At 73.1% G+C, this 25,641-nt stretch carries 19 protein-coding genes and 1 riboswitch; of the genes, 9 read left to right on the forward strand and 10 right to left on the reverse strand.

The genetic code is table 11. The annotated features are described in order from the left end of the window. The first annotated feature begins 839 nt into the window (after window positions 1–839). The 5 genes from ACFVFR_RS06445 to ACFVFR_RS06465 all read left to right on the forward strand — a co-directional run bounded on the left by ACFVFR_RS06445 (window position 840) and on the right by ACFVFR_RS06465 (window position 5,328). A complete protein-coding gene (locus ACFVFR_RS06445; protein ID WP_383698601.1) occupies window positions 840–1,436 on the forward strand; it encodes a tyrosine-type recombinase/integrase in 597 nt (198 codons plus the stop codon). Between the two features lie 236 nt (window positions 1,437–1,672). Next, the gene (locus ACFVFR_RS06450) at window positions 1,673–1,879 is read left to right on the forward strand and encodes a helix-turn-helix transcriptional regulator (protein ID WP_383698530.1); all 207 of its coding nucleotides are present in this window, start codon (window positions 1,673–1,675) and stop codon (window positions 1,877–1,879) included. A gap of 59 nt (window positions 1,880–1,938) precedes the next feature. Next, complete coding sequence (locus ACFVFR_RS06455; protein WP_383698531.1) at window positions 1,939–3,027, forward strand: tyrosine-type recombinase/integrase; 1,089 nt, start codon at window positions 1,939–1,941, stop codon at window positions 3,025–3,027. A gap of 178 nt (window positions 3,028–3,205) precedes the next feature. Then, complete coding sequence (locus tag ACFVFR_RS06460; protein WP_383698532.1) at window positions 3,206–4,345, forward strand: hypothetical protein; 1,140 nt, start codon at window positions 3,206–3,208, stop codon at window positions 4,343–4,345. 590 nt (window positions 4,346–4,935) lie between these two features. After that, window positions 4,936–5,328, forward strand: coding sequence for a hypothetical protein (locus tag ACFVFR_RS06465; RefSeq protein WP_383698533.1), 393 nt, complete (start codon window positions 4,936–4,938; stop codon window positions 5,326–5,328). A gap of 88 nt (window positions 5,329–5,416) precedes the next feature. On the opposite strand, the gene ACFVFR_RS06470 is transcribed toward ACFVFR_RS06465, so the two are convergent. Then, window positions 5,417–5,914 (reverse strand): hypothetical protein, encoded by a 498-nt coding sequence (locus ACFVFR_RS06470; protein WP_383698534.1) that lies wholly within the window; start codon window positions 5,912–5,914, stop codon window positions 5,417–5,419. A gap of 521 nt (window positions 5,915–6,435) precedes the next feature. Between ACFVFR_RS06470 and ACFVFR_RS06475 the strand changes: the two genes are divergently transcribed. After that, the gene (locus ACFVFR_RS06475; protein WP_383698535.1) at window positions 6,436–8,391 is read left to right on the forward strand and encodes a TerD family protein; all 1,956 of its coding nucleotides are present in this window, start codon (window positions 6,436–6,438) and stop codon (window positions 8,389–8,391) included. A 271-nt stretch (window positions 8,392–8,662) separates the two neighbouring features. Here the strand turns inward: ACFVFR_RS06475 and ACFVFR_RS06480 are convergent, their stop codons facing one another. From ACFVFR_RS06480 to ACFVFR_RS06495, 4 genes are all read right to left on the reverse strand, one after another. Beyond that, on the reverse strand, window positions 8,663–10,846 hold the full coding sequence (locus ACFVFR_RS06480; protein ID WP_383698536.1) for a UvrD-helicase domain-containing protein: 2,184 nt from the start codon (window positions 10,844–10,846) through the stop codon (window positions 8,663–8,665). 242 nt (window positions 10,847–11,088) lie between these two features. Beyond that, window positions 11,089–12,348 (reverse strand): NUDIX domain-containing protein, encoded by a 1,260-nt coding sequence (locus ACFVFR_RS06485; protein ID WP_383698537.1) that lies wholly within the window; start codon window positions 12,346–12,348, stop codon window positions 11,089–11,091. 98 nt (window positions 12,349–12,446) lie between these two features. Continuing rightward, on the reverse strand, window positions 12,447–13,751 hold the full coding sequence (gene fxlM, locus ACFVFR_RS06490; RefSeq protein WP_383698538.1) for a methyltransferase, FxLD system: 1,305 nt from the start codon (window positions 13,749–13,751) through the stop codon (window positions 12,447–12,449). A gap of 23 nt (window positions 13,752–13,774) precedes the next feature. Further along, window positions 13,775–15,766 (reverse strand): ABC transporter ATP-binding protein, encoded by a 1,992-nt coding sequence (locus ACFVFR_RS06495; protein WP_383698539.1) that lies wholly within the window; start codon window positions 15,764–15,766, stop codon window positions 13,775–13,777. A gap of 964 nt (window positions 15,767–16,730) precedes the next feature. Here ACFVFR_RS06495 and ACFVFR_RS06500 point away from each other — a divergent pair. Both ACFVFR_RS06500 and ACFVFR_RS06505 read left to right on the forward strand, forming a co-directional pair. Continuing rightward, window positions 16,731–17,777: a beta family protein gene (locus tag ACFVFR_RS06500; RefSeq protein WP_383698540.1), complete on the forward strand. Its 1,047-nt coding sequence runs from the start codon at window positions 16,731–16,733 to the stop codon at window positions 17,775–17,777. Window positions 17,778–18,142: 365 nt separating this feature from the next. Then, entirely contained in the window at window positions 18,143–19,141 is a 999-nt protein-coding gene (locus tag ACFVFR_RS06505; RefSeq protein WP_383698541.1) for a ferric reductase-like transmembrane domain-containing protein, read from the forward strand. Between the two features lie 42 nt (window positions 19,142–19,183). On the opposite strand, the gene ACFVFR_RS06510 is transcribed toward ACFVFR_RS06505, so the two are convergent. Genes ACFVFR_RS06510 through ACFVFR_RS06530 form a run of 5 tightly spaced genes read right to left on the reverse strand, consistent with a single transcriptional unit; the run spans window position 19,184 to window position 24,424 of the window. Further along, window positions 19,184–19,933, reverse strand: coding sequence for a class I SAM-dependent methyltransferase (locus ACFVFR_RS06510; RefSeq protein ID WP_383698542.1), 750 nt, complete (start codon window positions 19,931–19,933; stop codon window positions 19,184–19,186). Beyond that, window positions 19,902–21,161: an MFS transporter gene (locus tag ACFVFR_RS06515; protein ID WP_383698543.1), complete on the reverse strand. Its 1,260-nt coding sequence runs from the start codon at window positions 21,159–21,161 to the stop codon at window positions 19,902–19,904. The genes ACFVFR_RS06510 and ACFVFR_RS06515 overlap by 32 nt, the downstream gene beginning before the upstream one ends. Further along, on the reverse strand, window positions 21,154–22,413 hold the full coding sequence (locus ACFVFR_RS06520; protein WP_383698544.1) for an ATP-grasp domain-containing protein: 1,260 nt from the start codon (window positions 22,411–22,413) through the stop codon (window positions 21,154–21,156). The genes ACFVFR_RS06515 and ACFVFR_RS06520 overlap by 8 nt, the downstream gene beginning before the upstream one ends. After that, window positions 22,410–23,432, reverse strand: coding sequence for a cysteine synthase family protein (locus ACFVFR_RS06525; RefSeq protein ID WP_383698545.1), 1,023 nt, complete (start codon window positions 23,430–23,432; stop codon window positions 22,410–22,412). The genes ACFVFR_RS06520 and ACFVFR_RS06525 overlap by 4 nt, the downstream gene beginning before the upstream one ends. Continuing rightward, a complete protein-coding gene (locus tag ACFVFR_RS06530) occupies window positions 23,429–24,424 on the reverse strand; it encodes a hypothetical protein (RefSeq protein ID WP_383698546.1) in 996 nt (331 codons plus the stop codon). The genes ACFVFR_RS06525 and ACFVFR_RS06530 overlap by 4 nt, the downstream gene beginning before the upstream one ends. Window positions 24,425–24,551: 127 nt before the next feature. Further along, a riboswitch (cobalamin riboswitch) is annotated at window positions 24,552–24,772 on the reverse strand. Between the two features lie 364 nt (window positions 24,773–25,136). On the opposite strand from ACFVFR_RS06530, the gene ACFVFR_RS06535 reads away from it, so the two are divergent. Then, a complete protein-coding gene (locus ACFVFR_RS06535) occupies window positions 25,137–25,592 on the forward strand; it encodes an NUDIX hydrolase (RefSeq protein ID WP_383698547.1) in 456 nt (151 codons plus the stop codon). The last annotated feature ends 49 nt before the right edge of the window (window positions 25,593–25,641 follow it).

Genomic DNA, 25,641 nt, shown 5'->3' on the forward strand with positions numbered 1-25,641 from the left:
GCGGAGGCGGAGAACGAGAAGTTGCGGCATCAGGTGGAGCGGCTGGAGGGCGGTCTGCCACGGAGCAAGGCCGCCCTCCAGGTGATGGCAACAGCTTCGCGCTCTTGGGAATGATCTCTGAGAGAGTGGCTGAAGCCTGCTGTCGGCGCTGTCGTGGGCAGTGCGTTCACCGGCCTTGGATGCCACGTCCGCGGAGTGGTTCGACGCGTACATCGCGTACTACAAACATGAGTACCGGCACTCGGACATCGGCTGGCACACCCTCATAGGCGCCGACCCGTGCCGACAACACTCTCCAGTGGGTTCTTTTAATGGGACATCCGCCCACCTGGCGAATCGTCAACCGAACGCTGGCCACAGCGCGGCTCCCGTAGAGCATGCCGTCGCATGCCTGCAGGCAAGGCGAACTTCGGCGAGCCTCGGTGCAGCCCGAATTCAACGTACCAATCGAGCAGGCGCTTAGAAGGCGCCTGCTCTGTTCATTCATCCAGGGTGCCATTGCGTCCCGGTTTAGTGACTTTTGTGCAGCGAACGCTACTTTCAGGAGTAGTTCGCCGACGGCAGAGTATTGAGTCGGAAACGGACTGGATTAGTTCGGCCGCTTCAAGTGAACCTAGGTGTAGGCGGGTTAGCCGCGGGCGCGTGTAGTCGGCGTGGAGCGACGGAAAATCCCGCACGGGTTGATGGACAGACCCTGCCTTTGTGGCACGGGATCCCCGGTTACCGAAACCGGGGATCGTGTGGACGATTGTTGTTGTCGAGCGATCCGCGTGCGACAGATTCCCTATTTCCGCAAGGAGTGCACTGCTGTGCTGGTCGATGCATTGGATGAGGAATGAATACTTTCCGAGAGGCAAGTTCTCTCGCTATTGGATTGGATACGCCAGCAGGCGGGCGGCAGTCGCTCGGTGTACCCCTTCCTGGTCGCCCTAGCCGAGGGGGCACTCCGTCCGAGTGAAGCGCGATCCCTGCGTGTTCGCAATGTTGTCCTTCGTTCGGGTGGTTCTGGTGAGCTGACGGCTGGCTATCGAGGGCGGGCTCGAGTGGTTCCGCTGCGACCGGGGTTCGCCATGTTCCTGCGCGGGTGGATCAACGATGCCGGTCTCCAGAAGGATGATCTGTTGTTCCCCGGCGCGCGTGGTGGGCGGCTATCGGTAGATGCGTACATGGGGCTGTGGGAGCAGGCGCAAGAGGCCGTGCAGCCACATGACGAGCTGCTGGCCTGGCGGTTGAGGGAGTCCGTCGACATCCTGCGGGAGTCTTCCCTGGTGCGATGGCTGAGGATGGGCGTCGATGTCGCCACGGTGGCCGAGCTCGCTGGAGTGGCCCCGGCCTGGCTGGCGCTTCGCTACCCGTACTGCTTCCGTCTTGAAGTGACAGAGATCGACTGGGAGCGCCTTGCTCAGGCGACTCGCCTGTCAGAGCTGACTGACTGATGAACCGGGCGGCGCTTCGCCAGATCAGCGGAGCGCCGCCGTCCGAGACCCATTTCCCACGCCCTCCGGTTCGCCGCCGAGAGAGTTTCTGCCTGGCTCCTGTGCGCAGGAACCTTGCCGTCCCGCGACGTGCTACGCCCCGCTCTGACCGGGCTTGCGGTCTTCGCCAGGGACTGGCCTGGCTTGCCGGCCGGCTCGCCGCCGCACCCCACTACGCCCCCGCCAAGGACTCACCCATGCCTGCACGCCTGTTGTCCAGCCCTGCCGTCGCCGCCGCCTTGGACGTCGACCGCCGCACCATCTACCGCTTCATCGCCGCAGGCGACCTTCCAGTCGTCGATCTGCGCACCGGCACGGGCCGCTCGCGAATCCACGTCCCCGATACCGGCCTCGACGAGTTCATCTCCAGCCGTGCCGTCGCCGCACCGAGACCGCGCCGCTGACCCCGGCCCGCGAGGGGCCTTCCGTACTGACATGAGGAGTTGGGCTGTATCTACGCAAGTTGAAGACCGGCAACTGGCAGGCGACGGTTCGCAACCGGCTCGGTGACCGGTTCAGCGAATCGTTTCCCCTCAAGACGCAGGCGCGTGCCTGGGGACTGGAGATGGAGACCCAGTTCGCCCGTGGGGGACTGCGTGACCCACGGGTTGGCGAAACGTCCTTCCGCGACTGGCACGACCGGTGGTGGGACGCCCGCGTCGTCGAGCCCCACACGCTGCAGGGAGACGGGTCGAGCATCAAGAACCACGTCATGCCCTACTGGGCCGACTGGGAGATGCGGGCCATCGCCCGCATGGGTGTGCAGAGTTGGATCCGCTCCCTGATTGACAAGGGCGCTGGGGCCGCGGCCATCAAGCGGGCCTACAATCTGACGCCCTCCATCATGCGCGCGGCCGTCGACGACGACGTCATCGCGGTGAGCCCCTGCCGCAGCATCGACCTGCCCCAGATCGCAGTCAAGCCGCCGCAGTGGTTCACGCTCGACCAGGCGCAGAGCGTGCTGGACGAGCTCCCGACCGTGTGGCGGACAATGTGCCTGCTTGGCTTCTACACCGGGCTGCGATGGGGCGAGCTCTCCGGGCTGCACCGCCACCGCATCGACCAGCGCCGCTCCCGCCTGTTCGTCGTCGAGGTCAACACCAAGAGCGGTATCAAGGAGTACCCCAAGAGCTCCAAGAGCCGCCGCGAGGTACCGCTCCCGCCACACGTTCTGGAGGCCCTGGAGCGCCACATCCACCGACTCGACCGTGACGCGGTGGTATTCACCACCCTCACCAAGGGCCGGGCCGGCCGCCTCCTCAACGATGGCAACTGGCGACGGCAGACATGGTGGCCGACCGCCGACAGCGTCTACTACTTCGACGATGACGGCGAGCAGCAGCTCGTCCCGCACTACCCGCCGCACTCCATGCGCCACACCTGCGCCTCATGGCTCGTACAGAAGGGCGTCTCCCTCTACGGGGTCCAACACCTCCTCGGCCACGAGAGCTTCCAGAACACCCAGCGCTACGCCCATCTCCAGCCAGACGCCCACAAGGCCGTGCTCGGCGTCTGGGAACGCATGGAGTCCCCGCTCACCATCGCTGCATGAGTGCCCTTCGCCCCGTCCACTGTGGACGGGGCGAAGGCGTGTGCGGGTGCACGGGTGATCGGCCGGGATGGCACCGCCGCATGAGGCTCCCCGAGAGTTCCGTTGTCGACGGGACCGTTCGACGCTTGTGTCAAGCGGCTAGCATTCGACCGCTGGGATGCGGGATCGTTGCTTCCTGATGATCGACGACTCTGTGGTTGCTGACGGCGGTGAGCCGACGAAGCTTGCGCAGCCTCGGTCGCCCTATAGCGAGCGTCCCGTCGCGCGTGCCCGGCGGGCGAAGGCGCAGGAACTGATCGAGCGGCTCGTCGCGGAGGGGCGCGTGCGGATCGCTGAGCCGGATCACGACGAGGTCGCGGAGTGGCGGCGCGTCGTCAATTACGCGAAGCGCCACGGCATGGAGTCGGCGGGCCGACGTATCGAGAAGGTCCCTTACGGTGGGCCGGGACTGGAGCTGTTCCTTGCTGACGGCCCGCATCCCAACGCGCGGAGCCAGCGGTCGAAGGCAGCCGGGGAACCAATACCAGTCCCCGCACGTCTGGGAAATCTGCATCCGGCGGTGGCGAAGCTCAAAGACGAAGAGAGTCGGCTGGCGATGCCGCCTGCGTTGCGCCGCAGGGCGCTTCTGCTGCTGCAGGGGCTCGCGGCTGAGGCAGTACGCCGAGGGTACGAGGTGCGGAAGGCGAGGTCCGCCTTTCACCCGCGCGAGGGCGGAGTGGACGTCACTGTCGACGGCTTCGCGTACACCGTTTCTGCTAGGCAGGAGTTCCCAGAGTCCACGATTCCGGAGCGCTCTGCCCGTCTCGTCTTGGAGCTCGCCCATGGTCTCGGAGACAGGCCCGGTCGCTGGCGGGATCGGAAGAGCCGGACACTTGAAGGAGCCCTCGGTGTGATCCTCGGGGAGATTGAAACGCGAGCCGCCGAGGACACTCAGCATCGACAGGATGAACAGCAGGCCAAGGCAGATCGTGAGGTTCGCTGGGAGGCGGCCTTGGCTGTGGCGAAGCAACAAGCTGTTCGCGAACAGCTTGCCCATGCGCTGAGTGAAGAGGCCAGAGGGTGGCAGGAAGCAGCCGCCCTCAGCGCCTACTGCATGGCGTTGGAACGTCGTATCCAAGAACTGGATGGCACCGCGGACGAGTCGGCACTGGACTCAGCCCGACGCTGGCTGGAGTGGGCAAGGGCATATGTAAAGTCGGTAGACCCTCTGAGTGAACTTCCCGGCATGCCCCGCACACGTGAACCCACATCGGAGGAGCTCGAACCACACCTCAAGGGATGGAGCCCCCACGGACCGGAACGGCGTGGCCGAGGGTGATGTGAGCCTGTTCGGCTGCGCCTACGTGTGGCGCGACAGCCACCGAAACAGGAACGAGTTCCGCAGGGTGTGCAACTGCCGACGACTGGTCGGCAGACCTGGTCCAAGCGGCTACGTGAGGAAGCTGCTCCGGACTGTCGTGACGCTCATTTGACGCTCACAGCACCCGAAGGTTCACTTGGCAGGTCGAAAATTGGTGCCTGACCTGCAGGTATGCCTCGTCCCTCATGATCTGATGTGTTCCCGATGACCCACCACGTGGAGTGCGTGGCGATCCTTGAACCGGTGAAGAAGGACGCCTGATCCGAGTTCGCGTGAGGTGCGCGCGGGGTGGGGGGTGCGCGGTGCCCGGCGGCGTGCGGAGGCGTGACTGGTGCGCGGCTGACGCCTTGTCGCTGACCTCGCGTCAGATTGGTGTGGGCCGTTCCCGTTCCCCGGTGGCCCGGGAGCGAGGGGCGGTCGGGCCGTAGAGTTGGGCGCCCCTGCTCGTGACGAGGCGCGGGCCGGTCGCTTGGCCTCGGGCCGGGCCGGTGGGGGAAATACCGTGGGAGATCGAGAGGTTCCCTTCACCCGGGGGCTGCGATTTCGCTATGGATCACTTACGTCGCGTCAAGGGCGCGCTGGCCGTTGCCACCGCCACGGCCGTCTGCCACGTCGTCATGTCGTACGGCTACGGGAAGGCCCGCGCGTCCGAGCAGCGGAACCCGGACGCCGTACTGGGCGGGGCGGCCGAGCACCTTCTGACCACCTTCACCTGCTGGGCCCTGATGCCCCTTCTGCTGGGGGTGGGCATGCGCCTGATGGGGGAGCGGGGCAACCGTCTCCTGGTCATCACGGGCGGCCTCATCTGGCTGCCGCTGTCGGGTTACTTCGTCGACGAGATGGACGTCGAGGGGGGCCACCTCCCCGTCGCCGTCCTCGTCCCGTACGTCGCCCTCGGCGCGTTGCTGGCCGGGAACAGGCCGCGCGACGGCGGGAGGTGAACTGCGGTGCGGTGTCCGTGCCCGGGGCGGTCGCGGGCGGCCAGTCGTCGCCGGTGGCCCTCGCCTGCGCGCCGCGCCGCCCGGCGGGTTACCGGTGTTCCGGTGGTCGCGGTGGGGCGGCGGAGGTGGCGGCGAGCAGATGCCGGTCGAGGGTGTCCAGGGTGGCCTGGAACGCCTCGTCCGCGCCGTGCTGGGCCAGTGAGCCGGGCAGGACGAGGGGGCGGCCGGTGGAGCGGTGGGCGCGGATGACCCACCAGCGCACGGCACCGCGACCGGAGCGTTCCCGCGCCTCGAAGCGGGTGACCTGGTGCCACGGGATGGTCCGCCGGCTCACCGCCGTCCGGAAGCGCACACCCCCGGCAGTGAGCACGGTCGCGCCGTACGCGCGGTTCAGCGTGTAGAAGGCGGTCGGCAGCCAGATCCCGGCGAGTACGACGGTGGCGACCAGGCCGCTGTCGGGCCCGGTCGCGTACGCACGCGGCAGTACGTACCACGCGAAGAGCCCGAGCAGGAGCGTCGTCACCGCCAGACCGAGAAGCAGCGACCGCCGCTGGTCCCGGGGGAGGGAGATACGTGCTGTTTCCACTGGTTCATGATAGTTCGCTCCCGTGGGGTGCGGGACTCCGGTCGGGGGCGGGCGGGGAGTGTGGGGGGCGTGCGGAAGCATGCGGGCATGACGGCTCGGCGGGACGTCCGGCGTGGCTCCGGTGGTTCCGGCGGGTCGGCCGGCTGCGGCGTTCCGAGCCGCCGTGGTCCGTTCCGTCGCGTCGCGGGCACGGCTCGGGTGTGCTCCGCGACGCTCTGCCGGCGTCCCGGCCGGCCGGCTTCCGGTCGCCTCTGACCGCTCCTCGGACCCGCCGTGACCTGCGTCAACGCTCAGCTCCCGAGCGGCGGTCGGCGCCCGGCATCCCGCGCGCCGACGGTTCCGCGCGCCCCGAGGCCAGGAGCGAAGCGGAGTCGCCGAGGTGCCCCTGCCGTACGACCGTGCCCCGTCGTAGGGTCGGCCTGGCGATGCCTTCCACGCCGCCGGAACGGGCCGGCGGGACAAGCGGTACAGAGCGGCACAAGGCTTGAAGGGGAGCGGTATATCGCATCATCCTTGGCGCCATGAGTCTCACCGCTACCCCGCGTGACGCGCACGCCTTCGGTGGTCACGCCCATGACTGGGCCCTGGTCGACGTCGAGACCTCGGGGCTGGTGGCCCGGCGTGACCGGGTGCTGTCCGTCGCGGTGATCACGGTGGGGCCCGACGGCGAACCGACCGACGAGTACTCCACGTTGCTCGACCCCGGATGCGACCCGGGCCCGGTGGAGGTGCACGGGCTGACCGCCGAGCGACTGCGGGGCGCGCCGACCTTCGAGCAGGTCGCCGGGCGGATCGGGGCGATGCTTCAGGGCCGGGTCATGGTCGCTCACCACGCCCAGTTCGACTACGACTTCCTGGCTCACGAGTTCGCGCGTGCCCGCACGTACCTGCCGGTCTCCCAGCGGTTGTGCACCCTGGCCCTGAACCGCCAAGTGGACCCGCCGACGGATGACATGAAGCTCGGCAGCCTCGCCGCGCACTACGGCGTACCGCGACGACGGGCCCACGACGCGCTGGACGACACCCGCGTACTGGCCGGCGTCCTGCGTGCCTCGCTGCGCGAGGCGGCGCGGCTCGACCTGCCGTTGCCGCTGGTGAAGTGCCCTCCGCGAGCCCAGTCGCAGTTCACGCCGCGGCCCCCCAAGACGCCGTGCGCCTACCGCAACCCGGGCCGCTGGACGCCCGGCGGGCCCCTCCGACAGGGTATGAAGATAGCGATCACCGGCGAGACCACCCACGCCCGGGCCGAGTTGGTCACCCGGGCGGTCGCCGCCGGGCTGAACATGGTCACCTCCGTCAGCCGCCACACCAGCGCCCTGGTCAGCAACGAGTCGGCCACGCGCTCCACGAAGGCGCGGCGGGCGGTGGCCGAGGGGGTGCCGGTCGTCGACGAGGCCACGTTCGTACGGTTGTTGGCCGACGTCCAGGCCGGTGTGGCGCACGAGGCGCAGGCCGGGCCGGTGGTCACGGTGGCGACCACACCGGCCGCCGCGACCTCGGCCCCGGTCGCGCCCCCGCGCACGTCCCCCGCCCGCCCGCCGACACCGGTGCCCGCCTCGGCCCCGAGCGTCGCCAGCGCGCCCACCCGCCCCGCGCCCACCTCCACCCCACCCGTCGGCCCGGTCCCGGTCGCGGCCCCGGCCTCGCGCCGGCCGGGTCGGGCGGCGGGCCGCTCGGACGGCATGCTGGCGGGACGTCGGGTGCTGGTGCTCGGCGGGGTGCACGCCACGGCCGTGGCGGCGCGTACCCGGGTGGTCGAACTCGGCGGGTCGGCGGCGATCAACCTCTCGGCCAGCGTCACCGACGTCGTTCTGTTGCCCGGCGGTGAGACCGATCGTCGTATGAAGCGCGTCACGGCCATCGAACTGCCCGTGCACGACGCCCACTGGCTCGCCTCGCCGACCACCACCGACCGGCCCGTGCCCCCGGCGCGATCCGGCGAGCCCCTGGTGATGCCACGGGGCGGGGTCTTCGACCTGCCCGCCGTGGCCGCCGACGCGCCCGCATGGCATGTCACCGTGAGCTGGGCACCGCCCGGGGACGCTGAGATCGACGTCGTCGCCTTCCTCCTGGACGAGGACGAGCAGGTCACCCGCGACGAGGACTTCGTCTTCTACGGAGCGCCAGAGAGCCCCGCTGGTACCGTACGGCTGCTCACCGACGGCCCCTCCGAACAGACCGTCGCACTCGACCTCGCCGCCCTGTCCGTCGCGACCCGCAGAGTCGTCGTCGCGGCGGCCATCGATGGTGACGCCACCTTCGGCACCGTCGGCGCCATCCAACTCGGCGCGACCCTCGGCCCCAGTGCCGCGCCCCTCACCCGCGCCACCCTGGACGCGGCGACCACCGAGCGCACCATGCTCCTGGCGGAGATCTACCGCAGAGGCCCGGCATGGCGCCTGCGGGCCGTCGGCCAGGGATACGACCACGGTCTGGACATCCTGGCTCGCGACTACGGGGTGAACATCGCCGACTGACGGCCTTCGCGTCGGCTGAGAGCTGGGCGACGGGACCCGGCGGCGGGGGGCGCGAAGTCCGCGACGCCGCCGCGCCGCGCGGGGGCGTCCTCGCGCGTGCGCCGCGTGGCCCCGTGCTGGTGCGCGCGCCGGCCGCCCGGCTCGCAGCGGGCCGGGCTGCCACCCGTCGGCCGCCGCACCCCGGCGCCCGACGGCGCCCGGCCCCGGTCGCGGCCCGCGCCCGCGCCTCGGCGTCGTGGCCCGCCGCCTTCGGCCACCGCCCCGGGGGGCGTTACCCGCTCACGCGGCCCAGCCAGAGCACGTCCCGGGCCCGGGTCATCGCGACGAAGAGCTGGCTTCGCCGCAACTCCGCGCGCTCCCGGGAGGCTTCGGACACCGTGGGCCCGCCGGCCGGTGGATCGTTCGGCGCGCGGGTGTCGTACCGGGGCAAGTAGACGCGCTTGAACTCCAGGCCCTTGGCCCTGCGGTAGGTGCCCAGCTTGACCGCGTCGACGGGGCGGCCGTCGTAGCGGTCCAGCGGGCAGACCGGTATGCCGGCCTGGGTCAGGAGTGCGCGGTAGTGGTCGATGGCGTGCCGGGAGGGGCACAGGACGGCGACATCGGCGTGCCCGCCGGCGGGCAGCGCGCGCAGGGCGGCCAGCAGCGCTTGGTCGTGGGCGGCCACGGTCGGCTCCACGATCCGCAGCACCTGGCCGTCGTGGTAGGTGAGGTCGACATCGCGGCGGCCGGGCGTACGCACCCCGTCGATGTCCTCGAACGCGTCGTCGGCCACCACCTGGAGCGCGGCGGTCAGGATCTGCTCGCTGTTGCGGTAGTTGGTGCGGAGCACCTGTCCACGGTCGCCACGGATGTCGATGCCCGCGTCGGTGAGACGGAACCCGCCCGGGTAGACGGCCTGTTGACCGTCGCCGACCAGCAGCAGCCCGTTGGGTACGTCGCCCACGACGGCGTGCAGCAGCCGCACCCCGACCAGCGACAGGTCCTGTACCTCGTCCGCGATCACGCCCGCGTAGCGGGGCCGGTCCGTCGCTCGCGTCGCCTCGGCCAGCGCGAGCGAGAGGACGTCGTTGAAGTCGTGCACCCCACGCTCGACGCGCAGCGCCTCGTACGCCTCGTACAACGCCCACACGGCCTCCCGGTGCGGCCGGCGCAGGCTCGTCCGGCGCCGACGGCGGGGCACCGTGGCGTACTCCTCGAACGTGGTCAGGCCACGGCCCTTGATGACGTAACCGATCTCCTCCTCCCAGTAGCCCGGCGCCGGATCGATCTCGGCCAGGCGGCTGTCGCGCCCCACGCGCTTCCAGGCCAGGCTGAAGGCGGTCGCGGCCTTCTCCCCGTGCAGTCGCACCGGTACGCCGCGCTCGCGCAGGAACTCCCGCGCCCAGGAGTGCAGGCTGCGAAAGTCCACCCGGTCCGCGACCGCGGGCGACATGGTCGCGAGGAACGTGCCCTGCACCCGGGGCAGGTTGTTGGCGTAGGTGACGTAGAGGAGGCGGCCGGTCGTGCGGCGCGCGAGGTACGCCGCGCGGTGGAGCCCGACCACCGTCTTGCCGGTGCCCGCCGCTCCGCTGATCCGCGCGGGGCCCGACCAGTCGCGGCGTACCAGCGCGAGCTGGGAGGGGTCCAGGAAGGACATCCACTGTTCGATCGGCGCTCGCAACGCCTCCTCACGTGCCGCGTCCCGCAGCCCCGCCAGGTCGAACAGGCCCTCCGGAGCCTTTGGCCGGGGCCGCGACCGGGGCGTTCGCGCCGGCGGGTCGGCGGTCGCCGACACGTAGCCGGGGAAGGCGCGTTCCAGGTCGTCGGCGATCGCGCGCACCGACCGGGCGCCCAGCCGCCCGCGCTCCGACAGCAACGCCGGGCCGACCTCCCGGCCGCCGAGCAGCCGGACCCGGCCCGCCGCGCTGTCGAGGCGATGGGCCGCGAAGACCATGAGGGGGTGGACCGCCACCGGTGAGAGTCCGAGCCCGGCCACGGCGCGCTCGGCGGACCTGGTCGCCGCCAGCAGGCTCGCCACCGCGTCGGGGCCCACCCCGCCGGGCCCGGGTCGGCCGCCGCCGGTGGTTCGGCCGGCGGGAGCCGGTCGGGGTGCGGCGCGCCGCCCGGCGGCGGACGAGGTGTCCGTGGGGCGCGGTGCCTCGCCGGCGCGCAGGGTGCCGTCCACGACCGTGGGGACGGCCGGCCAGTCCTTGACGTCGATCACGAACATTCCACCGGGACCGACGAGCATCACGTCCGCCCGCGCGTCGCTCGTGAGGGGCCACCGGCGCTCGACGAGCAGCCGCCAACCACGCGTGGTCAGCACCAAAAACTGTGCCAGCACCCCGCGTTCGGCCTCGCTGGCCCCGCTCCAACGCTGTGCCTGTCGCCAGGCGCTCTGCCACTGCTCGCGCAGCATCCGCTCCTGTCGCCGCGCCTCCCGCGCCCGCCGCGACCCGCCCCCGTCCGCCGCCATACCAGCCCCCTCGTCCGCGGAGTGGCGATGATAGGCCGACCACCCGCACGCGCGGCAGGGCGCATGACGGCCGCGCCGGAGCGGTGTACCGGCCGTGCCGGGACGGCGCGGTCCCGTGCGTGGCTGGCCCGGGGCGGTGGGGGAGGCCAAGCCGCACGTCCGTGCCGGCGCGTGGGGGCGTGTGCCGGGTCGGGGACGTGGGGCGGTCTGCGGGCGTACGCCGGCCCGTGTCGTGTTCGCCCCTACGTCAGGCTGCCCTTCGGCGGGGACGGGGCGGTGGGGGCGAAAGGGGTGAAGTGCGCGGGTGGGTGGTCGATGGGCAGGTGAGGGCGCCAGGCCGTGAGGATCTGGGCGCTGCAGACGAACAGGCCGTCGGGGAGCTGGTCGAGAGGGTGCCAGGCCCAGTCGCCGATGCTCTCGTTCGGCTGGGTGGCCGGGCGGCCCCGCCAGGTGGGGACGAAGGCGGCGACGGTGAGGCGTGGGACGCCCCCGACGTGGTCGAGAAGGCCGCCCAGGAGCCGGACGTCGCCGGGGCGGGCGACCAGACCGGTCTCCTCGCCGAGCTCGCGGACCACCGCGGCCTCGAAGGACTCGCCGGCCTCGACACTGCCACCGGGCAGTTCGAGGGTGCCGCGACGGTGGCGGCCCAGCAAGAGGCCCCGCTCTCCGAGGAGGATCGCCCCGACCCCGACGGCCGCGTGCGCCACCGGCGGCCGGGCGCCGCGCGGGCGGCTGGAGATCCGGGCCGGCCGGTCGGTCAGCCGGCGGGCGCGGATGAGCTGCTGGACGGCCGGTGTGCTCCGGCTCGGGTCGGTCAGCAGGTCGATGGCCTCGACGCGGAAGCCGTACTCGGTCAGCAGGTCCTCCCACAGCTGCGGTGCCAGGACCCACACACGGGTCGGCAGCGGCGGTTCGCCGGCCAGCGGGAGCGTCCGCGCGCGGGGCGCCACCGCCGTGGACGGGCTGAGCCCGTCCGGGTCGGTGTGCGGGAGCGAGAGGACCAGCGGCGCTCCGGGGCGCAGGCCACCGCGCAGGGCTGGCAGCGCGCGGTGCGGGTCGACGTAGGCCAGGGTGTCGATGGCGTACGCGGCGTCGAACGCTTCGGCCCCGGCGAGGTACGCGGCCACGTCCTGGTGCGCGAACTCCACGCCCCGTACGCCCGCGTGGCCGGTGGTGGCACGCTGGTGCTGAGTCGGGGACAGCTCGACGCCGGTCACGCGCGCTCGGTGGGCCCGCGCGAGGTGGACGGCGTGGTGTCCGGCTCCGGAGCCGATGTCCAGGACACGGCGGCCGGCGAGGTCGCCGAGGACCTCGGCGCCCGGGCCGACGCCCTCCCAGGGCGCCCAGCACAGGCGGTCGGGAACGGCTGGGGGGTGGGAGCGGGCCAGTTGACGCTGCCCGTAGACCCGCCACGCGTCGGCGTTGACGTCCTCGGGCGGACGCGCGGGCTCGTCGTGTCCTTCGGGGTGGTCGGAATCCCCTGCGTCCTGGGTGGTGAGCATGTGCGAAGGCGTGCCTTTCTCGGCTGCGGACGTGCGGACGTGCGGACGTGCGGGCGGCGGGACGGCGGAGCCGCGCCCACGGGCTCGGGGCGGGGTGGTCAGGGCCGGCGCGGGGAGAGCCGGCCGTGGCCGCTGTCGTCGGTGAGCCGGGTCGCGGTGGCGGGAACGAGCGGCCAGTCGACCGTGACGCGGGTGTGCCGCTTGACGAAGACGTGCGGCTGGTCGGGCACGGGGCCGCTGTCGGCCCGTGGACGGACGGTCAGGCGCGGGTAGCGGGCGGCGCGGTGGTCGCGCTGCCAGCACCGCACCTGGTCGGCCAGCTCCGTAGAGGCCAACCGGCCGCGCGGGCCGTAGCCGTGGATCACGAACTCGTACCGGCCGCGCCCGTCGTCCCCGTCGCCGACGCGCTCGGTGGCCAGCCGCGCCAGGCAGGCACCGCGCACGATCGCGGCGCCCGGCCAGTGCGGGGGCGGTGGGTCCAGGACCGCGTGGGCGCCGTCGGGGTCGACGGTGAGTCGGCAGAAGCCGGGCAGCGCGCCGGCCAGGTAGAGGGCGAGGCCGTCGAAGGGCTCCCGGCCGCCGACGGTGACGTTCGTACGGGTCACGGACGGCGCGCGGGTGAGCGCGGGGGCCAGCTGGTCGACGGGTAGCGCGGTGCCGTCCTCCCAGGACAGGTGGACGCCGGTGCCGGGGACGGTACGCCGGTGGGAGTCCCAGGCACCGTCGCCCCGCATGGCGACGAAACCGCAGACGACGAGCGGCCCGTCGCTGTACAGCGCCCCGTCGCGCCGGGTGAAGCCGATGGCCCAGGTGTACTGGTGCAGCCGCAGCGGGGCGACCAGACGTCCGCCCTCGGCGAGGGCGCCGATCCAGGGCAGGTCCCAGGTGCCGACGGTGACCAGGACGGCGTCGAAGCCGCCGCCCGGTACGAGGTCGGCGGGCAGGTGCTCGGCGTCCGCGGTGACCACGTGGACGTGGCCGTATCCGGTGCGGGCCAGGAAGCGGGTGGCGCGGTCGGTGACGACCGGGTCGATGTCGAGGGTGGTGACGGCACCGGTGGGGCCGACGATCTCGGCGATGAGCGCGGCGTGGTAGCCACCGGAGCCGATCTCCAGGACGCGGTGGCCGGGCCGTAGGCGGGCGGCTTCGAGCATGTCGGCCTGGAGCCAGGGCGCGGACAGCGAGCTGGTGACGCGTCCGTCGTCGTCGTGCCGGGTGGCGACGATGTCGTCGGCGTAGGCCGCGTGGACGGGCACCTCGGGGGCGAAGGCGTGCCGGGGCACGGTGCGCAGGGCCGCCTCGACCGCCGCGGTGCGCAGGTGTCCCGACGCGGCGAGCCGGTCGACCAGTTGGTGCCGTAAGGCGCCGGCCTCGTCGGGGGTGGTGGTGCGGGGTGTGCTCACGGTGGGCCTTTCGGGCGGGCGGGTCACACGGAGTCCGGGACGGTGGGGGTGGCGGGTGCGGGGACGGTGACGGTGGGGGCGTACTGGGCGGCCTGCGCGGCGAACATGGCGGCGTACCGGCCACGGGCGGCGACGAGTTCGTCGTGGGTGCCGTCCTCGACCAGGCGTCCCGCGTGGAGGACGTAGATGCGGTCGGCGTGCCGGACGCCGGACATGCGGTGGGTGACCAGGACGACGGCCCGGTTCGGCGCGGCGAGGCGGCGGATGCGGTCGAAGGCCGCGATCTCGGCCTCGGGGTCGAGCGCGGAGGTGGGCTCGTCGACGATGAGGACGCCGTCCGCCCGCGAGGTCACGCTGCGCCAGTGGGTGCGGGCCAGGCCCACCTTCTGCCATTCGCCGCCGGACAGTTCGGTGGCGCCGCGAAAGACCCGGGCCAACAGGCTGCGGAGCCCGGCGGGGAGTTTGGCGATGACCGGGCCGGCCCCGGCGTACGCGACCGAGGGCTCCAGGTCCCGGTCCGTGGCGGCCCGCGCGGGCCGGCCCAGGCGGATGTTCATGGCGGCCGTCACGGGCCAGCGCTGGAAGTCCTGGGTGAGCAGGGAGACCCGCTCGAAGACCTGCTCGCGGTCCAGGTCGGTGAGGTCGGCCTCGCCCCAGCGCAGGGTGCCGGCCTGGGGCAGCAGCAGGCCCGACAGGATCTTCATCAGCGTGCTCTTGCCGGAGCCGTTCTCGCCCACCACGGCGGTGACCGACCCCATCGGCAGCGTCAACGACACCTGCTCCAGGGCCGCCGTGTCACGGTCGGGGTAGCGGTAGGTGACGCGGTCCAGGGCGATCTCCGTGACCCGCTCGGGAACCCGGTCGCCACCCGGGGGGATGACGCGCTCCCTGGCCTGGTCGAGGAAGCGGCCGTGGTCGCGGACGTAGAGGGACTCCTCGTGCAACTGGTTGACGTTCATCACCAGCGCGCCCAGGCTCGCCGACCCGGTCCGCACCGCGATCACGGCCGTACCGGCGACCGCCAGGCTCATGTGGCCGGCCAGGATCAGCCAGAACATGGCCCCGTACGTCGCGGCCATCGCCAGGCCCGACAGCGCGGAGGCGACCCACTCGGTGAGGGCCTTGCTGGCGGCGAGGCGCTCCTGCTCGGCCTCGGCGCTCTCGGCCATGCGCTCGTAGCGGCTGAGCAGGAAGGCGCCGACGGCGTGCAGCCGGACCTCCTGGGCGGCGGTGCGGTCGGTGAGCAGGTTGCCGATCAGCCGGCCGGCCCGCACGTGCTCGATCCAGGACATCACCGACACGTACCGTTCCTGGGCCACGCGCATGGCGCCCCAGCCGCGCGGGGCGGCGATGAGGATCAGCATGGGCAGCAGGACGGGGTGCAGCACGGCGAGCACGCCGGCGGTGGTGACCAGGGAGATGACGCCGTTCAGGGCGGCCACACAGGCACCGATCATGCGGCGGGCGGAGCCGGGGCCGTGCTGGGCGATGTCGACGAGTCGCCGGAAGTCGGGGTCGTCGATGGCCTCCAACTCGACGCTGGCCGCCGCCGCCAGGTACTGGGTGGTGGCGATCCGCTCGACCTTGGGCTCCAGGCGCCCGGCGCGCGAGGTCGACCAGGCGGCGAGGGCGGAGTTGGCGACGCCGATGACGGCGGCGGCCAGCAGGCCGGGCAACAGGGCGTGCAGCCGGTCGGCGGCGCTGCCGCCGCCGGCCAACAGCGCGTGCATGACGGCGTTGACGGCGAGCAGGCCGGCGGCGGCGGCGAGGCCCTGGCCGAGTTGGCTGACCGCCACGGCGAGCAGCGCGCGGCGGTCGGCCCGCCACGCCATCCGTAGCGTGGCGCCGACCAGCGCGGGCATGGACCGCAGCGCGGAGAGCATGGTCAGCTCCAGGCCGGCGTGCTCGTGGTGGGACCAGCCCATGTCGTAGCGCAGCGGCCCGCCGAACAACTCCCGCTCGGCGTCGGAGACCTGGGGCTCGGCCATCCTCACCGGTCCGAAGAACCTCTTCATCGAGCGCCTCCCGGGGCGGTCCGGTGCGGGGCCCGGTGGGACGGGCCGTGGGGGAGCGGGCGGACGGTGGCGGCGGTGCGCGCACGGCGGTCGAGGGCCCCGGCGCGCTCGCGCGGGCGGTGTGGTCTGACCGCGCGCGGGGGGCGGCTCCGCGCGGCGGCCGATGGCTCACGGCGCGGCGGGCCGGGGCGAGCGGGTGTGGGGGAACCGGCGCCCGCCCCGGGGGCGTCGCCACGGTCGGGACACGGCGGGACCGCACGGCGGGCGCGGGCCGCCCGCCCGCGCGCCGCACCCGGCGTGGCACAGGCGCGAGGACGCGTGGGCTCCGTCATGCCAGGTACCTCGTATCCGGTCGGGACGCGTGGGCGCGCGGCGCGGCACGCCCGACGGCCCGGCGGGCGGTGACCTCCGAGGGGGCACCGACGCTTTCGAACGCAGGATGAACAACTACGGGGCGGCGTACGGGATGCATGAGGGCTCCTCGGGGTGGGATGCGGACAGGTGATCGGATAACGGGGGGCCTCCTGTCGCCGTTACGGGTCAACGCGGGCGAATTCTAGAACTGGATTTCGAATACCGGGCCCTCTCCTTGCGTTCCGGGCCGCGATGCGTCGTGATGCTGTGTTCGATCACCCGTGTGGGTTGCGGTACCCCTTTTGGGGGATTGCCTGGCGCGGGCTTGCCGCGCGAACGGCGGGGTCGGCGAGGCGATCGCGGCGGGAACCGGGGGAGCCTTCGCGCACGGGGGCCCCGTGGTTCCGGTGTCGCCGTCGAGTCGCGGGGCGCGGGACCGGGCGCCTGACCGGCCGGCGCGAGGTGCGCCGATGATCGCGGTCGGCCGACGGCGCGACGGGCGTGTGTCCAGGGTGGCGAAGGATGGCCGATTGGCGCCCTTTCCGGCTCTTGTCGACGGTTTCACCCTGAAAGGACGCCCTGCGCGCGGGCCGTTCCGAGGGGGAGCGCCATGTCCGTATCGCCGTACGTCCCCGTCCTGCCGACCCGACCGCACGCGGTAGCCGCGTTCCGCGACCTCCCCAGGGACGCGCACCGACACATCACCCCGCTCTGGACGCTGCCGCCACGCGTGGGCGTGCCACCCGAGCCCCTGGCGCGGTACGTCGCGAAGGACGCCGAGCGTGCCGCCAGCGCGCAGTCGCGCACGCCGGCCTGGCTGGACGCCCCCTTCGCCGACGCCGCCGAGGCCGCGGTGTTGGCCGACACCCTGAACCCGGAGTGGTGGGAGGGCCGCCTCCTGCGCCCCGTCACCGGTCCCGGGCGGCCGGCCGCACAGCAGTCACTGGCCCTGGCCGTCGTGCGACAGCACGGCCTCCCCCTCGCCCTGCGGGTCCGGCTGCCCGGCGAGTGGAACGACCGCGCCGCCCTGGCGGCCGCCGAGGTCGCCGAGCTGCTCGGGCGGGTGCCCGCCGATCACCCCGTCCACCTCGTACTCGACCTCGGCACGGTGCTGCCCGACCGCCCGGACGCCGGGAAGGAGGCCCTGCGCGCCCTGGACGCGCTGCTCCCCCTCGCCCCCTGGCGCGCGGTGACCGTGGTGGCCGGCGGGTTCCCCGAGCCGCCCGACGACTTCCGCGAGGGCACGCCGTACGAGGCCCCGCGCACGGACTGGGAGATCTGGCACGAGATGCGGCACGCGGGTCGGCCGGCTCTCGCCGGGCTGGGCTACGGCGACTACGGCATCCATCCGGCGACGTACGTCACGCGACCGCCGGCGTCGGGTGGCGGTCCGTCGTGGGGCGTCCTGCGCTACACCACCGACCGCTCCTACCATCTCGCCAGGGTCCCCTTCGGCAAGCGGTACGACGACGCGAACCGCGCGGCCGTCAAGAGCCTCACCGGCCTTACGGACTTCCGGGGAGCGGCGGCGAGCGCGGGGGAGCGGTGGTTGTGCGCCCGCGCGCGGGGCGCCGAATCCCCCGGCAACCACTCCACCTGGAACAGGGCCGGAAACATTCAGCACATGGCGTTCGTGGCCACCAGCCTCGGTGGGTGAGCGGGGCCGACGCGAGGGCCGCGACCGTGTCGACCCCGGCCCCCGCGCGTGCGGGGTGCACGGCCCGGCCGGCGGCGAGGGGCGCCGCGCGCCGCCTCCCGCCGGGTGCGTCGCCCACCCCACCCCTCACCAGGGAAGTCCGCTGACCGCCGGGGGCCCGCCACGAGCTCGCCAGCGCCCTCCCGTGACGCCCGGGCGTATCGACGGACACGTCCCCGACCTCGCACGCCCGCCCCTCGTTCGTACGCTCGTTCTGGCTGAATCCGGCACTCCGCAACTTCCGCCATCTGCGTCACACTTGGCTCGTACGACACGTGCGCCACCCCTGCCACCCTTGCGGTGGCCCGTGATCGGGAGGCTCGGGCATGTTGCCAGATGTGACGTCGGGCGGAGCGGGGACCACCGCACGGCCGGAGCGCGAGCGGCGCTCGGCCGATCGGGTGGCGTTACGGGCCGACGCGAGGGCCGCCGTGCCGGATGCTGTGGCCGCGTTGGTGGTGACGGCGGCCGTGTTCGTGTTCCTCTACGTTCGCATGGACTCGGGGGCCTCGGCCACCGTCGCCGTGATGCCGTTCATGGACGACTCCCGCACGTACTGGATGTACCTGCTCAGTCAGGCGTTCGGCTGGTCGGGACTGTTGTGGGCGTGGGGCACGGTCATGCTGGGGCTGGTGTTGTCCGGTCCGGGCCCCGCGCGGCTGCCGGTCTCCCGGCAGACGTTCGAGCGCTGGCACCGCACCACGAGCCTGACCACCATGGCCCTGATGGCCGCGCACGCGATCATGTTCGCGGCGGAACTCGTACGGTACGAGACCGAGTTGGGGTGGGCCTCGCGGCTGTGGGCCGGGTTCGCGGACAGCTTCGTGCCCGGCTGGTACGACTCCGGGACCGGGCGCACCGCCATCCCGATCGGCCAGGGCGCCCTCTACCTCGCCGTCCCGCTGGGCCTGCTGTTCTACGTGCGGCACCGCATCGGGGCGAACACCTGGCGGCGCCTGCACCGGTTCGTGATCGTCGTGTACGTGCTGAGCGTGTGGCACACGCTGCTGTACGGCACCAACGTCTGGTACGACGAGTGGCCGCGCACCGTGCTGTGGCTGCTGCAACTGCCCATCGCCGCGCTGTTCCTGTGGCGGCTGCTGCGGCCCGCCCGGCGGGCCGAGCGGTTGGGGAGGCCGGACCAGCGGGCGGGATTCCCTCGGCCGGGCTGGGTGGGGCGGGCCGCGGGCCGGGTCGTGCTCGGCGCGGTGGCCGTCACCGTCGTCGGCGTGATCGCCGTCGTCGTCTCGGGCCACGACGGCGGACGCCCCCGGCCGGCCGATCCGCCGGTCACGGTCCCGCACGAGAAGGAGGGGACGTCCTAGCCCGCCCCCTCCCCGCCTGACGCCGTCGCGTGGGCGCCGGGGCTACCCCTCCCGCACCGCCCGCAGGATCAGGCGTTGGGCGTCGTGGTCGTAGGGGCGTCCGTCGAAGTCGCCGAAGAGCTCTGTGCGGGTGAATCCCGCCTCCCGGGCGAGTTGGCGCAGTTCGACGGCGCTGTAGACGAACCACTCCAGGGCGGCCCGGGTGACGCGGTCGCCCCGGACCAGGACCCAGTCGCTGCGCAGGCGGGCCCAGTCGTCCAGGACCGTGTCGGTCTGGACGAGGAGGTCCTCGCCGCGTCGTACCACCTTGGGTGGGGTGACCCGGCTGGCCAGGAGTTCCTTGCCGGCCAGGTCCAGCAGGAGGGTGCCGCCGGGGGCCAGGCTCTCGTACATGGTGCGCAGGGCCCGCGCGTTGTCGGCGGGGTCCTCGAAGTAGCCGAAGGAGGTGAACATGTTGAGGACGACATCGAAGGCGCCGGGCCGCTGGTACGCGCGGATGTCGGCCTCCACGTACGTGACGGGCGCGCCGGCCTCGGCGGAGTGGGCGCGGGCCCGCTCCAGCATGGCCGGGCTGCGGTCCACGCCGGTCACCCGGTAGCCGCGGCGGGCCAGCGGGACGGTGAAGACGCCCGGCCCGCAGCACAGGTCGAGCACCCGTGCCCCGTCGGGCAGGGCCAGCAGCGGGGACTCGTCCAGGAGCCGCTCGGCCTGGGTGAAGCGCTGGTCGGAGAAGAGGAAGTCGTAGAACTCGGTCCAGAAGTCATCGTCCTGGAATCCGCCCGTGTGTGTCATGGGACTCGGGTGCTCCTTCGGTGTCGCCGGGGTGGGTGGGGGGCCGTGCCGCGCGGTCGCGCAGGGCGAGCAGCAGCGGGGGGAGGAGCAGACACTGGGCCGCGGCCAGCAGCCAGAAGGTGCCGGTGTCGCCGGCGCGTTCGCTCAGGCGGTAGAGCTGCCCGCCCAGCACGCCGCTCGCGCAGGCGCCCAGGCCCGCGGCGAGCCGCTGCTGGCCGAAGATCACGGCGTCGGAGCGGTCGCCACGGCGCAGCGCCTCCAGGTCGTTCTTGAGGAAGAGCACGATGTCGCCGAGGGTGATCAGCGCCCCGCCGGCCAGCAGCGCCGGCCGGTTCCCGATGGCCAGCACGGCCAGCCCCGCCGCCAGACACAGGAAGCCGAACGCCAGGGCCAGGGCGTAGGGCAGCGCGCGGATCAGACCGGAGGCCAGCGGCTGTACGACGATGACCAGCGTGAAGCACAGCAGTAGCACCAGGCTGTAGAACTCGCTTGAGGCCCGCTCGACCGCGTACACGGCCAGGTAGTGCTGGAAGTGGAAGTAGAGGTAGAAGGTCAGGGCGCAGGCGGCGAACGGCAGGATGGCCACACCGGCCAGCGGACTCCGCCGGGCCTCGGTGGCCGCCGCCCGCCGCTCGCCGTCCGGGGCGGGCAGCCGCGCGTGGCCGCAGGTGACCGCGGCGAACAGCGCGGTGACGGCGACGAAGAGCCAGCCGGGCGAGGAGAGGACGAACGGCCCGGCGATCAGCGGGCCCACGGCCATGCCGGCGTTCAGCGCCGCGTTGCCCACCGACAGGAACGCCGGGCGGCGCCGCTCGTCCACGCCGTGCACCAGGTACGCCTTGTTGGCCGGCAGGTACAGGGCGGCGCCGCAGCAGGTGAGGATCAGCGCGGCGACGGCCAACGGCGGCCAGCGCAACGCGAGGAGCAGGCCCACGAACCCGGCCGTGCGCACGACCAGCGCCCACAGCATGGTGCGGCGCAGGCCGACGCATTCGGCGAGCGCGCCGCCCACGATCCCGCCGGAGAACTGGACGAGGGAGGCGGCGGCCAGCACGACGCCGACCGTGCCCAGGCCCATGCCCAGCCGCTCGTGCAGGAAGACCGACATGAACGGCAGGACCATGAAGCTGCCGAGCGGGATCAGGAAGGAGCTCAGCAGCAGGAAGCGCAGGGGGGTGCTGAGCGAGGCCACCAGGGCGCGCGGGCCCTCGCGCGGGGGGTCACCCATCGTCGGCCGGGTTCCGGGCCGGGTCGGCGAAGGGCTCGGTGCGCACCCGCAGCGTGTTCGCGGCGGCCACGGCGCGGTGGGTGGCGAGTTCGGCCGTCTCGGCCTCGGCGTAGACGATGCCCGCGTAGCCGCGGCTGTCGGTCAGGTGCTCCAAGCGGTCGCCAGGGCGTCTGACGGGGTACCAGGTCGGCGAACCAGGCAGCTCCGCCAGCCGCTCCACCCCGCTGACCTCCGTGAACACTCCGGGGGCGGCCGGGTAGCCGAGCACGAAGGCGACGGCGGGGCCACCGGGCGGCTCGGCGTCCAGCAGGCTCGGGCGCCGACCCAGGGCCGCCTCGATCATGGCCTCGTACACGTTGAGGCCCAGGGCCCGGCACAGGCCCTCGCCGACCAGGGCACCCCCGATGCGCGGGTTGATCTCCACCACCTCGGGGCCGCTCGCGCCCAGCACGAACTCCAGGTGGGCGAAGCGGTCGGTGTACCCGATCGCCGCCAGCACCCGGCCCAGCCACTCCTCCAGCCCCGCCCGCTGGTCGGCGGGGAAGGCGACGGGGAAGGCGGTGATCTCCTCGCGGAAGTGGGGCTCGGCGGACATGAGCCGGCTGGAGACGCCGAGCAGCCGGGTGTGGCCGGCCCAGGTGAGTGTCTCGGCGCTGTAGACGGGGCCGCTGACGTACGGCTCGGCGAACAGGCGGCCCGTCAGCCGCCGCCCGGCGACCTCGGTCAGGGCCGCCTCCCAGGCGTGCTCGTCGCGCACCAGGTAGACGTTCTGACTGCCGGTGCCCGCCGTGTCCTTGAGGATGGCCGGCAGGCCCACCTCCGCCAGGAGCGCCGCCCGCGCCGCCGGCTCGCGCACGGCCGCACCGACCTCCACGGCCCGCCCGCGACTGAGCCCGGCCGCGTGCAGCCGGTTGCGTACGGCCGCCTTGTCGCGGGCCAGCCGCAGCACCGAGGCGTCCGGGCCGGGCAGGTCGAAGCGGGCGCTCAGCTCGGCGCCGACCAGGGTCCAGGTGTCGGTCGAGCTGATCAGGCCGCGCAGCCGGGGCAGCGTGGCCAGGTGGGCGGCCACCCGCTCGGTGTCGAAGGTGTCGATCTCCACGACGTCCAGGGCGCCGGCGGGCAGCCGCTCCAACTCGTACGCGTAGTACGTGGGGTCGCGGGTCAGCAGGCACAGCCGCTCGCCGAGCGCGTCGGCGGCGCGCACCAGGTGTCCCAGGCCGAAGGTGAGTGACTCCAGGCAGACCACGGTCATGCCGCCTGCTCCTTTGGGGGGGTGGGGCACGCGCCGCGGTTCCACGCCATCGTGGACCAGGGCATGCGCATCTCCTGCGGGTCGGTGACCTCGGCGGGCCGCAGGTCGGCCGGGTCCAGGGCCTCGGTGTGGCGGGCGAAGACGTCGTCGACGTAGCGGTGTCCGGTGTCGGCGGCGATGACCAGGTGCAGCCGGTCGGGGCGGCGGCGGGCGTCGTCGAGCGCGGCCAGGTAGGCGGCGCCGGTGGACAGCCCGGCGAAGACGGCGTGTTCGCGCAGCAGGGCGACGGCGCCGGACAGGGCGTGCCGGAAGTCCATCCAGTGGATGGCGTCGTACAGCTCGTGCCGGACGTTGTCGAAGACGATCGCGGAGCCGATGCCGGCGATGATGGCCCGCGGGTCGTGGTGGTCCTGGCTGCCGAAGGTGACGCTGCCGAACGGCTGCACCCCCACCAGGCGTACGCCCGGGTCGGCGCGGCGCAGGTGGGTGACGAGGCCGCCGGTGGAGGCGCCCGAGCCGACGCCGCCGACCACGGCCAGCGGCCGGTCGGGGAAGGCCGCCGCGAGCAGGTCGGCGACCTCGCGGTAGCCCAGGTAGTGGATGGCGTCGTGGTACTGGCGCATCCAGTGGACGTCGGGGCGTTCGGCGAGGATCTCGCGCACCCGCCGCACGCGCAGCTCCTGGTCGAGTCCCAGGTCGGCCGAGGGCGGCACCTGTTCCACGGTGGCGCCTAGGATCTCCAGTTGGGCGCGCGTGGTGGCGTCCACCGTGGTGGAGGCCACGATGTGGCAGCGCATGCCGTAGCGGTGACAGGCCAGCGCCAGGGCGTGCGCGTAGATGCCGCTGGAGCTGTCGACGAGCGTCTGGCCGGGGCGTACGGTGCCCCGGTCCAGGAGGTGGCGGACGGCCGCGAGCGCCGAGTAGATCTTCATCGACTCGAAGCGGATCAGAGCCGTGCCGTCGGTGAGGCGGACCAGGTCGGGGACCTTCAGGGCGTCGGCGATGTGGGGGTGGATCACCCGTAGCCTCCTTGGGCGAATGAGCACTGGTGACCGAGCGAGTGGAAGAAGGCGGACAGCTCGGACTTGGTGTCGGCGGGGGGTCGGCGGGCGAAGAGGTAGCCGATCAGGGAGCCGGTGTGGGCGACGAAGACCCCGTCGGCCCCGAACCGTTCGCGCTGGGCCAGCACACTGGCGAACGTCCGCTTGGGCAGCACCTGTTGGGAGAGCGTGGCGCTGGCGGTCGCGGCGCGCGCGACGGCGGCCGGGTCGGCGGTCTCGAAGCCCTTGAGGAGGTCGGTCAGGCACCGCTCGTACTCCGTCGCGCGCCGCGCGTAGTGCCCCAGCAGGCGCGCGGTGACGGCCGCGGTGTCCACGGTGCCGGGTTCGGTGACGAAGGCGGTGTGGAAGCCGATGTCCGCGCCGAGCCGGCGCACGACGCGGTGCCGCGCGCTCAGGTGCAGCGCGAACTCGTCCAGGAAGACGCTGTCGGCCCGCTCGATCGCCGCCAGCACGCGGGTCACCACGCGCTGGTCGTAGGGAAGGCCGAAGACGCGGAACAGGCAGCGCAGGGTCGCCACGATGTCGGCGGTCGAGCTGGCCATGCCCACGCCGACGCACAGTTCGGAGTGGGCGCTCCAGCGGCCCGGCGGCAGCCGCAGCCCGAAGTGGTCCAGGAACAGGCGCGCCGCCCGCGCGGCCTTCTCGCCCGGAAGCGGGGCCTGCGGCTGGTCGGCGCCCGGGGTGAAGTACACCCAGGAGTGGCGGTCCACGGGGAAGGAGACGAGCGCGATGTCGGGGGTGCCGCCGGCGCGTAGCGGCCCCTGGTAGAGCTCGCCCAGCGTGCCGTGGCAGACGCCGGCGGCGCGGTGGGGGCCGGGCGTCGCGCCGGGGCCCGGGGCGGGCGGAGTGGCCGGGGGTGGCGGGTCGGCCGGGGGTGGCGGTGGTGCGGGCCGGGGCCGGGGTGAGTGGGTCGCCGGCCGGTCCGGGCGCGGACTTCCGTGGCCGTGCACGCGTCCTCCCTCGTCATCCCGCGCCCCGAGCGCCGACTGGGAGGAAGCGACGGCCCCGGGCCAAGAGCCCGTCGAACCGTCTGTACCGCCGACCCAGTCCTCGAGGTCACCGTGCACGGCACGCGCGGGTGGCGCGTGCGCGGTTGGCAGGTCTTCGGACTCGTGGAACGACCTGCCGGACTTCCGACGGGCACCTACGGGCCGCCGCGCTCCGGGGCCGTCCGGGCCCGGTACGACGACGGCGTTCGTTCTCACTCACCGTTGCGGGACAGTCCCGGATTCCCACCGGGTTCCCTCTTGCGACGCGCCACGGCGAGCGTGGCGCGAACCAACTGCGCGTATCAGCGTAGGGGCGCTCGCGCTCCTTGCGACAGAGCGGGTTCGCGCCTTGTCCTGATGTGGCTGTCGTGTCCTGATGCGCGTGGTGTACGAGGGGTGTGAGGTGTGTTAGATGCGCGCGACGCTCGGCGACGGCCCGCGCTGCGGGTGGGGCGCGCGCGAGCGGGTCAGCGGTGGTGCGGGTCCCCGGGCCGGGGGCGAGTGTCGGGGGTCGAGGGTGGGGGCCTGGGTGTGGGGTGCGACGGGTGGGGTCGGTTCGCGCGGTGGCGGCGAACCCTTGGCGGAAGGCCGTTCATGATCGATAGTTGCGCGAGCACGATCGACAGGTGCGCGCGGTGGCGCACCCCGCGACCGCCCCGTTGGAGGCCCGCCCATGGAATCGCCCGCGCGTACCCGCGTCTCGGCCTACGCCATCGCCGTCGCGGACGGCCGGCTGTTGCTGACTCGGCTCTCCGCCGCCTCGCCCGTCTTCGCCCCGGGCCTGTGGCACCTGCCGGGCGGCGGGATCGACCCCGGTGAGCAACCGGCGCGGGCGTTGGCCCGCGAACTGCGCGAGGAGACCGGGCGGGAGCTGCTCGACGCGCGGTTGGTCGGCGCGCACAGCTACGCGGCGCACCGGCTCGGCGTCCGCTGGCACCTGGTGGGCCTCTTCTACGCCGTGACCCTGGCGCCCGGCCCGCTACGGGTGACCGAGGTGGACGGCGCGACGGCCGCGGTGGCCTGGCTGCCGCTGTCCGACCTGGACCCCGCGTCGCTGTCCCCGGCCGCCCGCGACGCCCTGCCCCTGCTCGACGCGACGGCTCCGCCCACCCTCGAACGCCACCCGTAGCGGTCGCGCGGACAGGTGCTCCGCGCTGCCCAGCTCCTCGCGCCCCGGG

Source organism: Streptomyces sp. NPDC057702 (genome assembly GCF_042799315.1).
In the GTDB taxonomy this organism is placed as follows: domain Bacteria; phylum Actinomycetota; class Actinomycetes; order Streptomycetales; family Streptomycetaceae; genus Streptomyces.

What these genes read in the sequence shown, in the direction of transcription:
- ACFVFR_RS06515 (WP_383698543.1), bottom strand. Translation starts at nt 21,161, where the DNA reads ATGGGTGACCCCCCGCGCGAGGGCCCGCGCGCCCTGGTGGCCTCGCTC.
- ACFVFR_RS06450 (WP_383698530.1), top strand. Translation starts at nt 1,673, where the DNA reads ATGCCTGCACGCCTGTTGTCCAGCCCTGCCGTCGCCGCCGCCTTGGAC.
- ACFVFR_RS06485 (WP_383698537.1), bottom strand. Translation starts at nt 12,348, where the DNA reads ATGCTCACCACCCAGGACGCAGGGGATTCCGACCACCCCGAAGGACAC.
- ACFVFR_RS06500 (WP_383698540.1), top strand. Translation starts at nt 16,731, where the DNA reads ATGTCCGTATCGCCGTACGTCCCCGTCCTGCCGACCCGACCGCACGCG.
- ACFVFR_RS06475 (WP_383698535.1), top strand. Translation starts at nt 6,436, where the DNA reads ATGAGTCTCACCGCTACCCCGCGTGACGCGCACGCCTTCGGTGGTCAC.
- ACFVFR_RS06505 (WP_383698541.1), top strand. Translation starts at nt 18,143, where the DNA reads ATGTTGCCAGATGTGACGTCGGGCGGAGCGGGGACCACCGCACGGCCG.
- ACFVFR_RS06495 (WP_383698539.1), bottom strand. Translation starts at nt 15,766, where the DNA reads ATGAAGAGGTTCTTCGGACCGGTGAGGATGGCCGAGCCCCAGGTCTCC.
- ACFVFR_RS06480 (WP_383698536.1), bottom strand. Translation starts at nt 10,846, where the DNA reads ATGGCGGCGGACGGGGGCGGGTCGCGGCGGGCGCGGGAGGCGCGGCGA.
- ACFVFR_RS06535 (WP_383698547.1), top strand. Translation starts at nt 25,137, where the DNA reads ATGGAATCGCCCGCGCGTACCCGCGTCTCGGCCTACGCCATCGCCGTC.
- ACFVFR_RS06510 (WP_383698542.1), bottom strand. Translation starts at nt 19,933, where the DNA reads ATGACACACACGGGCGGATTCCAGGACGATGACTTCTGGACCGAGTTC.
- ACFVFR_RS06460 (WP_383698532.1), top strand. Translation starts at nt 3,206, where the DNA reads ATGATCGACGACTCTGTGGTTGCTGACGGCGGTGAGCCGACGAAGCTT.
- ACFVFR_RS06520 (WP_383698544.1), bottom strand. Translation starts at nt 22,413, where the DNA reads ATGACCGTGGTCTGCCTGGAGTCACTCACCTTCGGCCTGGGACACCTG.
- ACFVFR_RS06465 (WP_383698533.1), top strand. Translation starts at nt 4,936, where the DNA reads ATGGATCACTTACGTCGCGTCAAGGGCGCGCTGGCCGTTGCCACCGCC.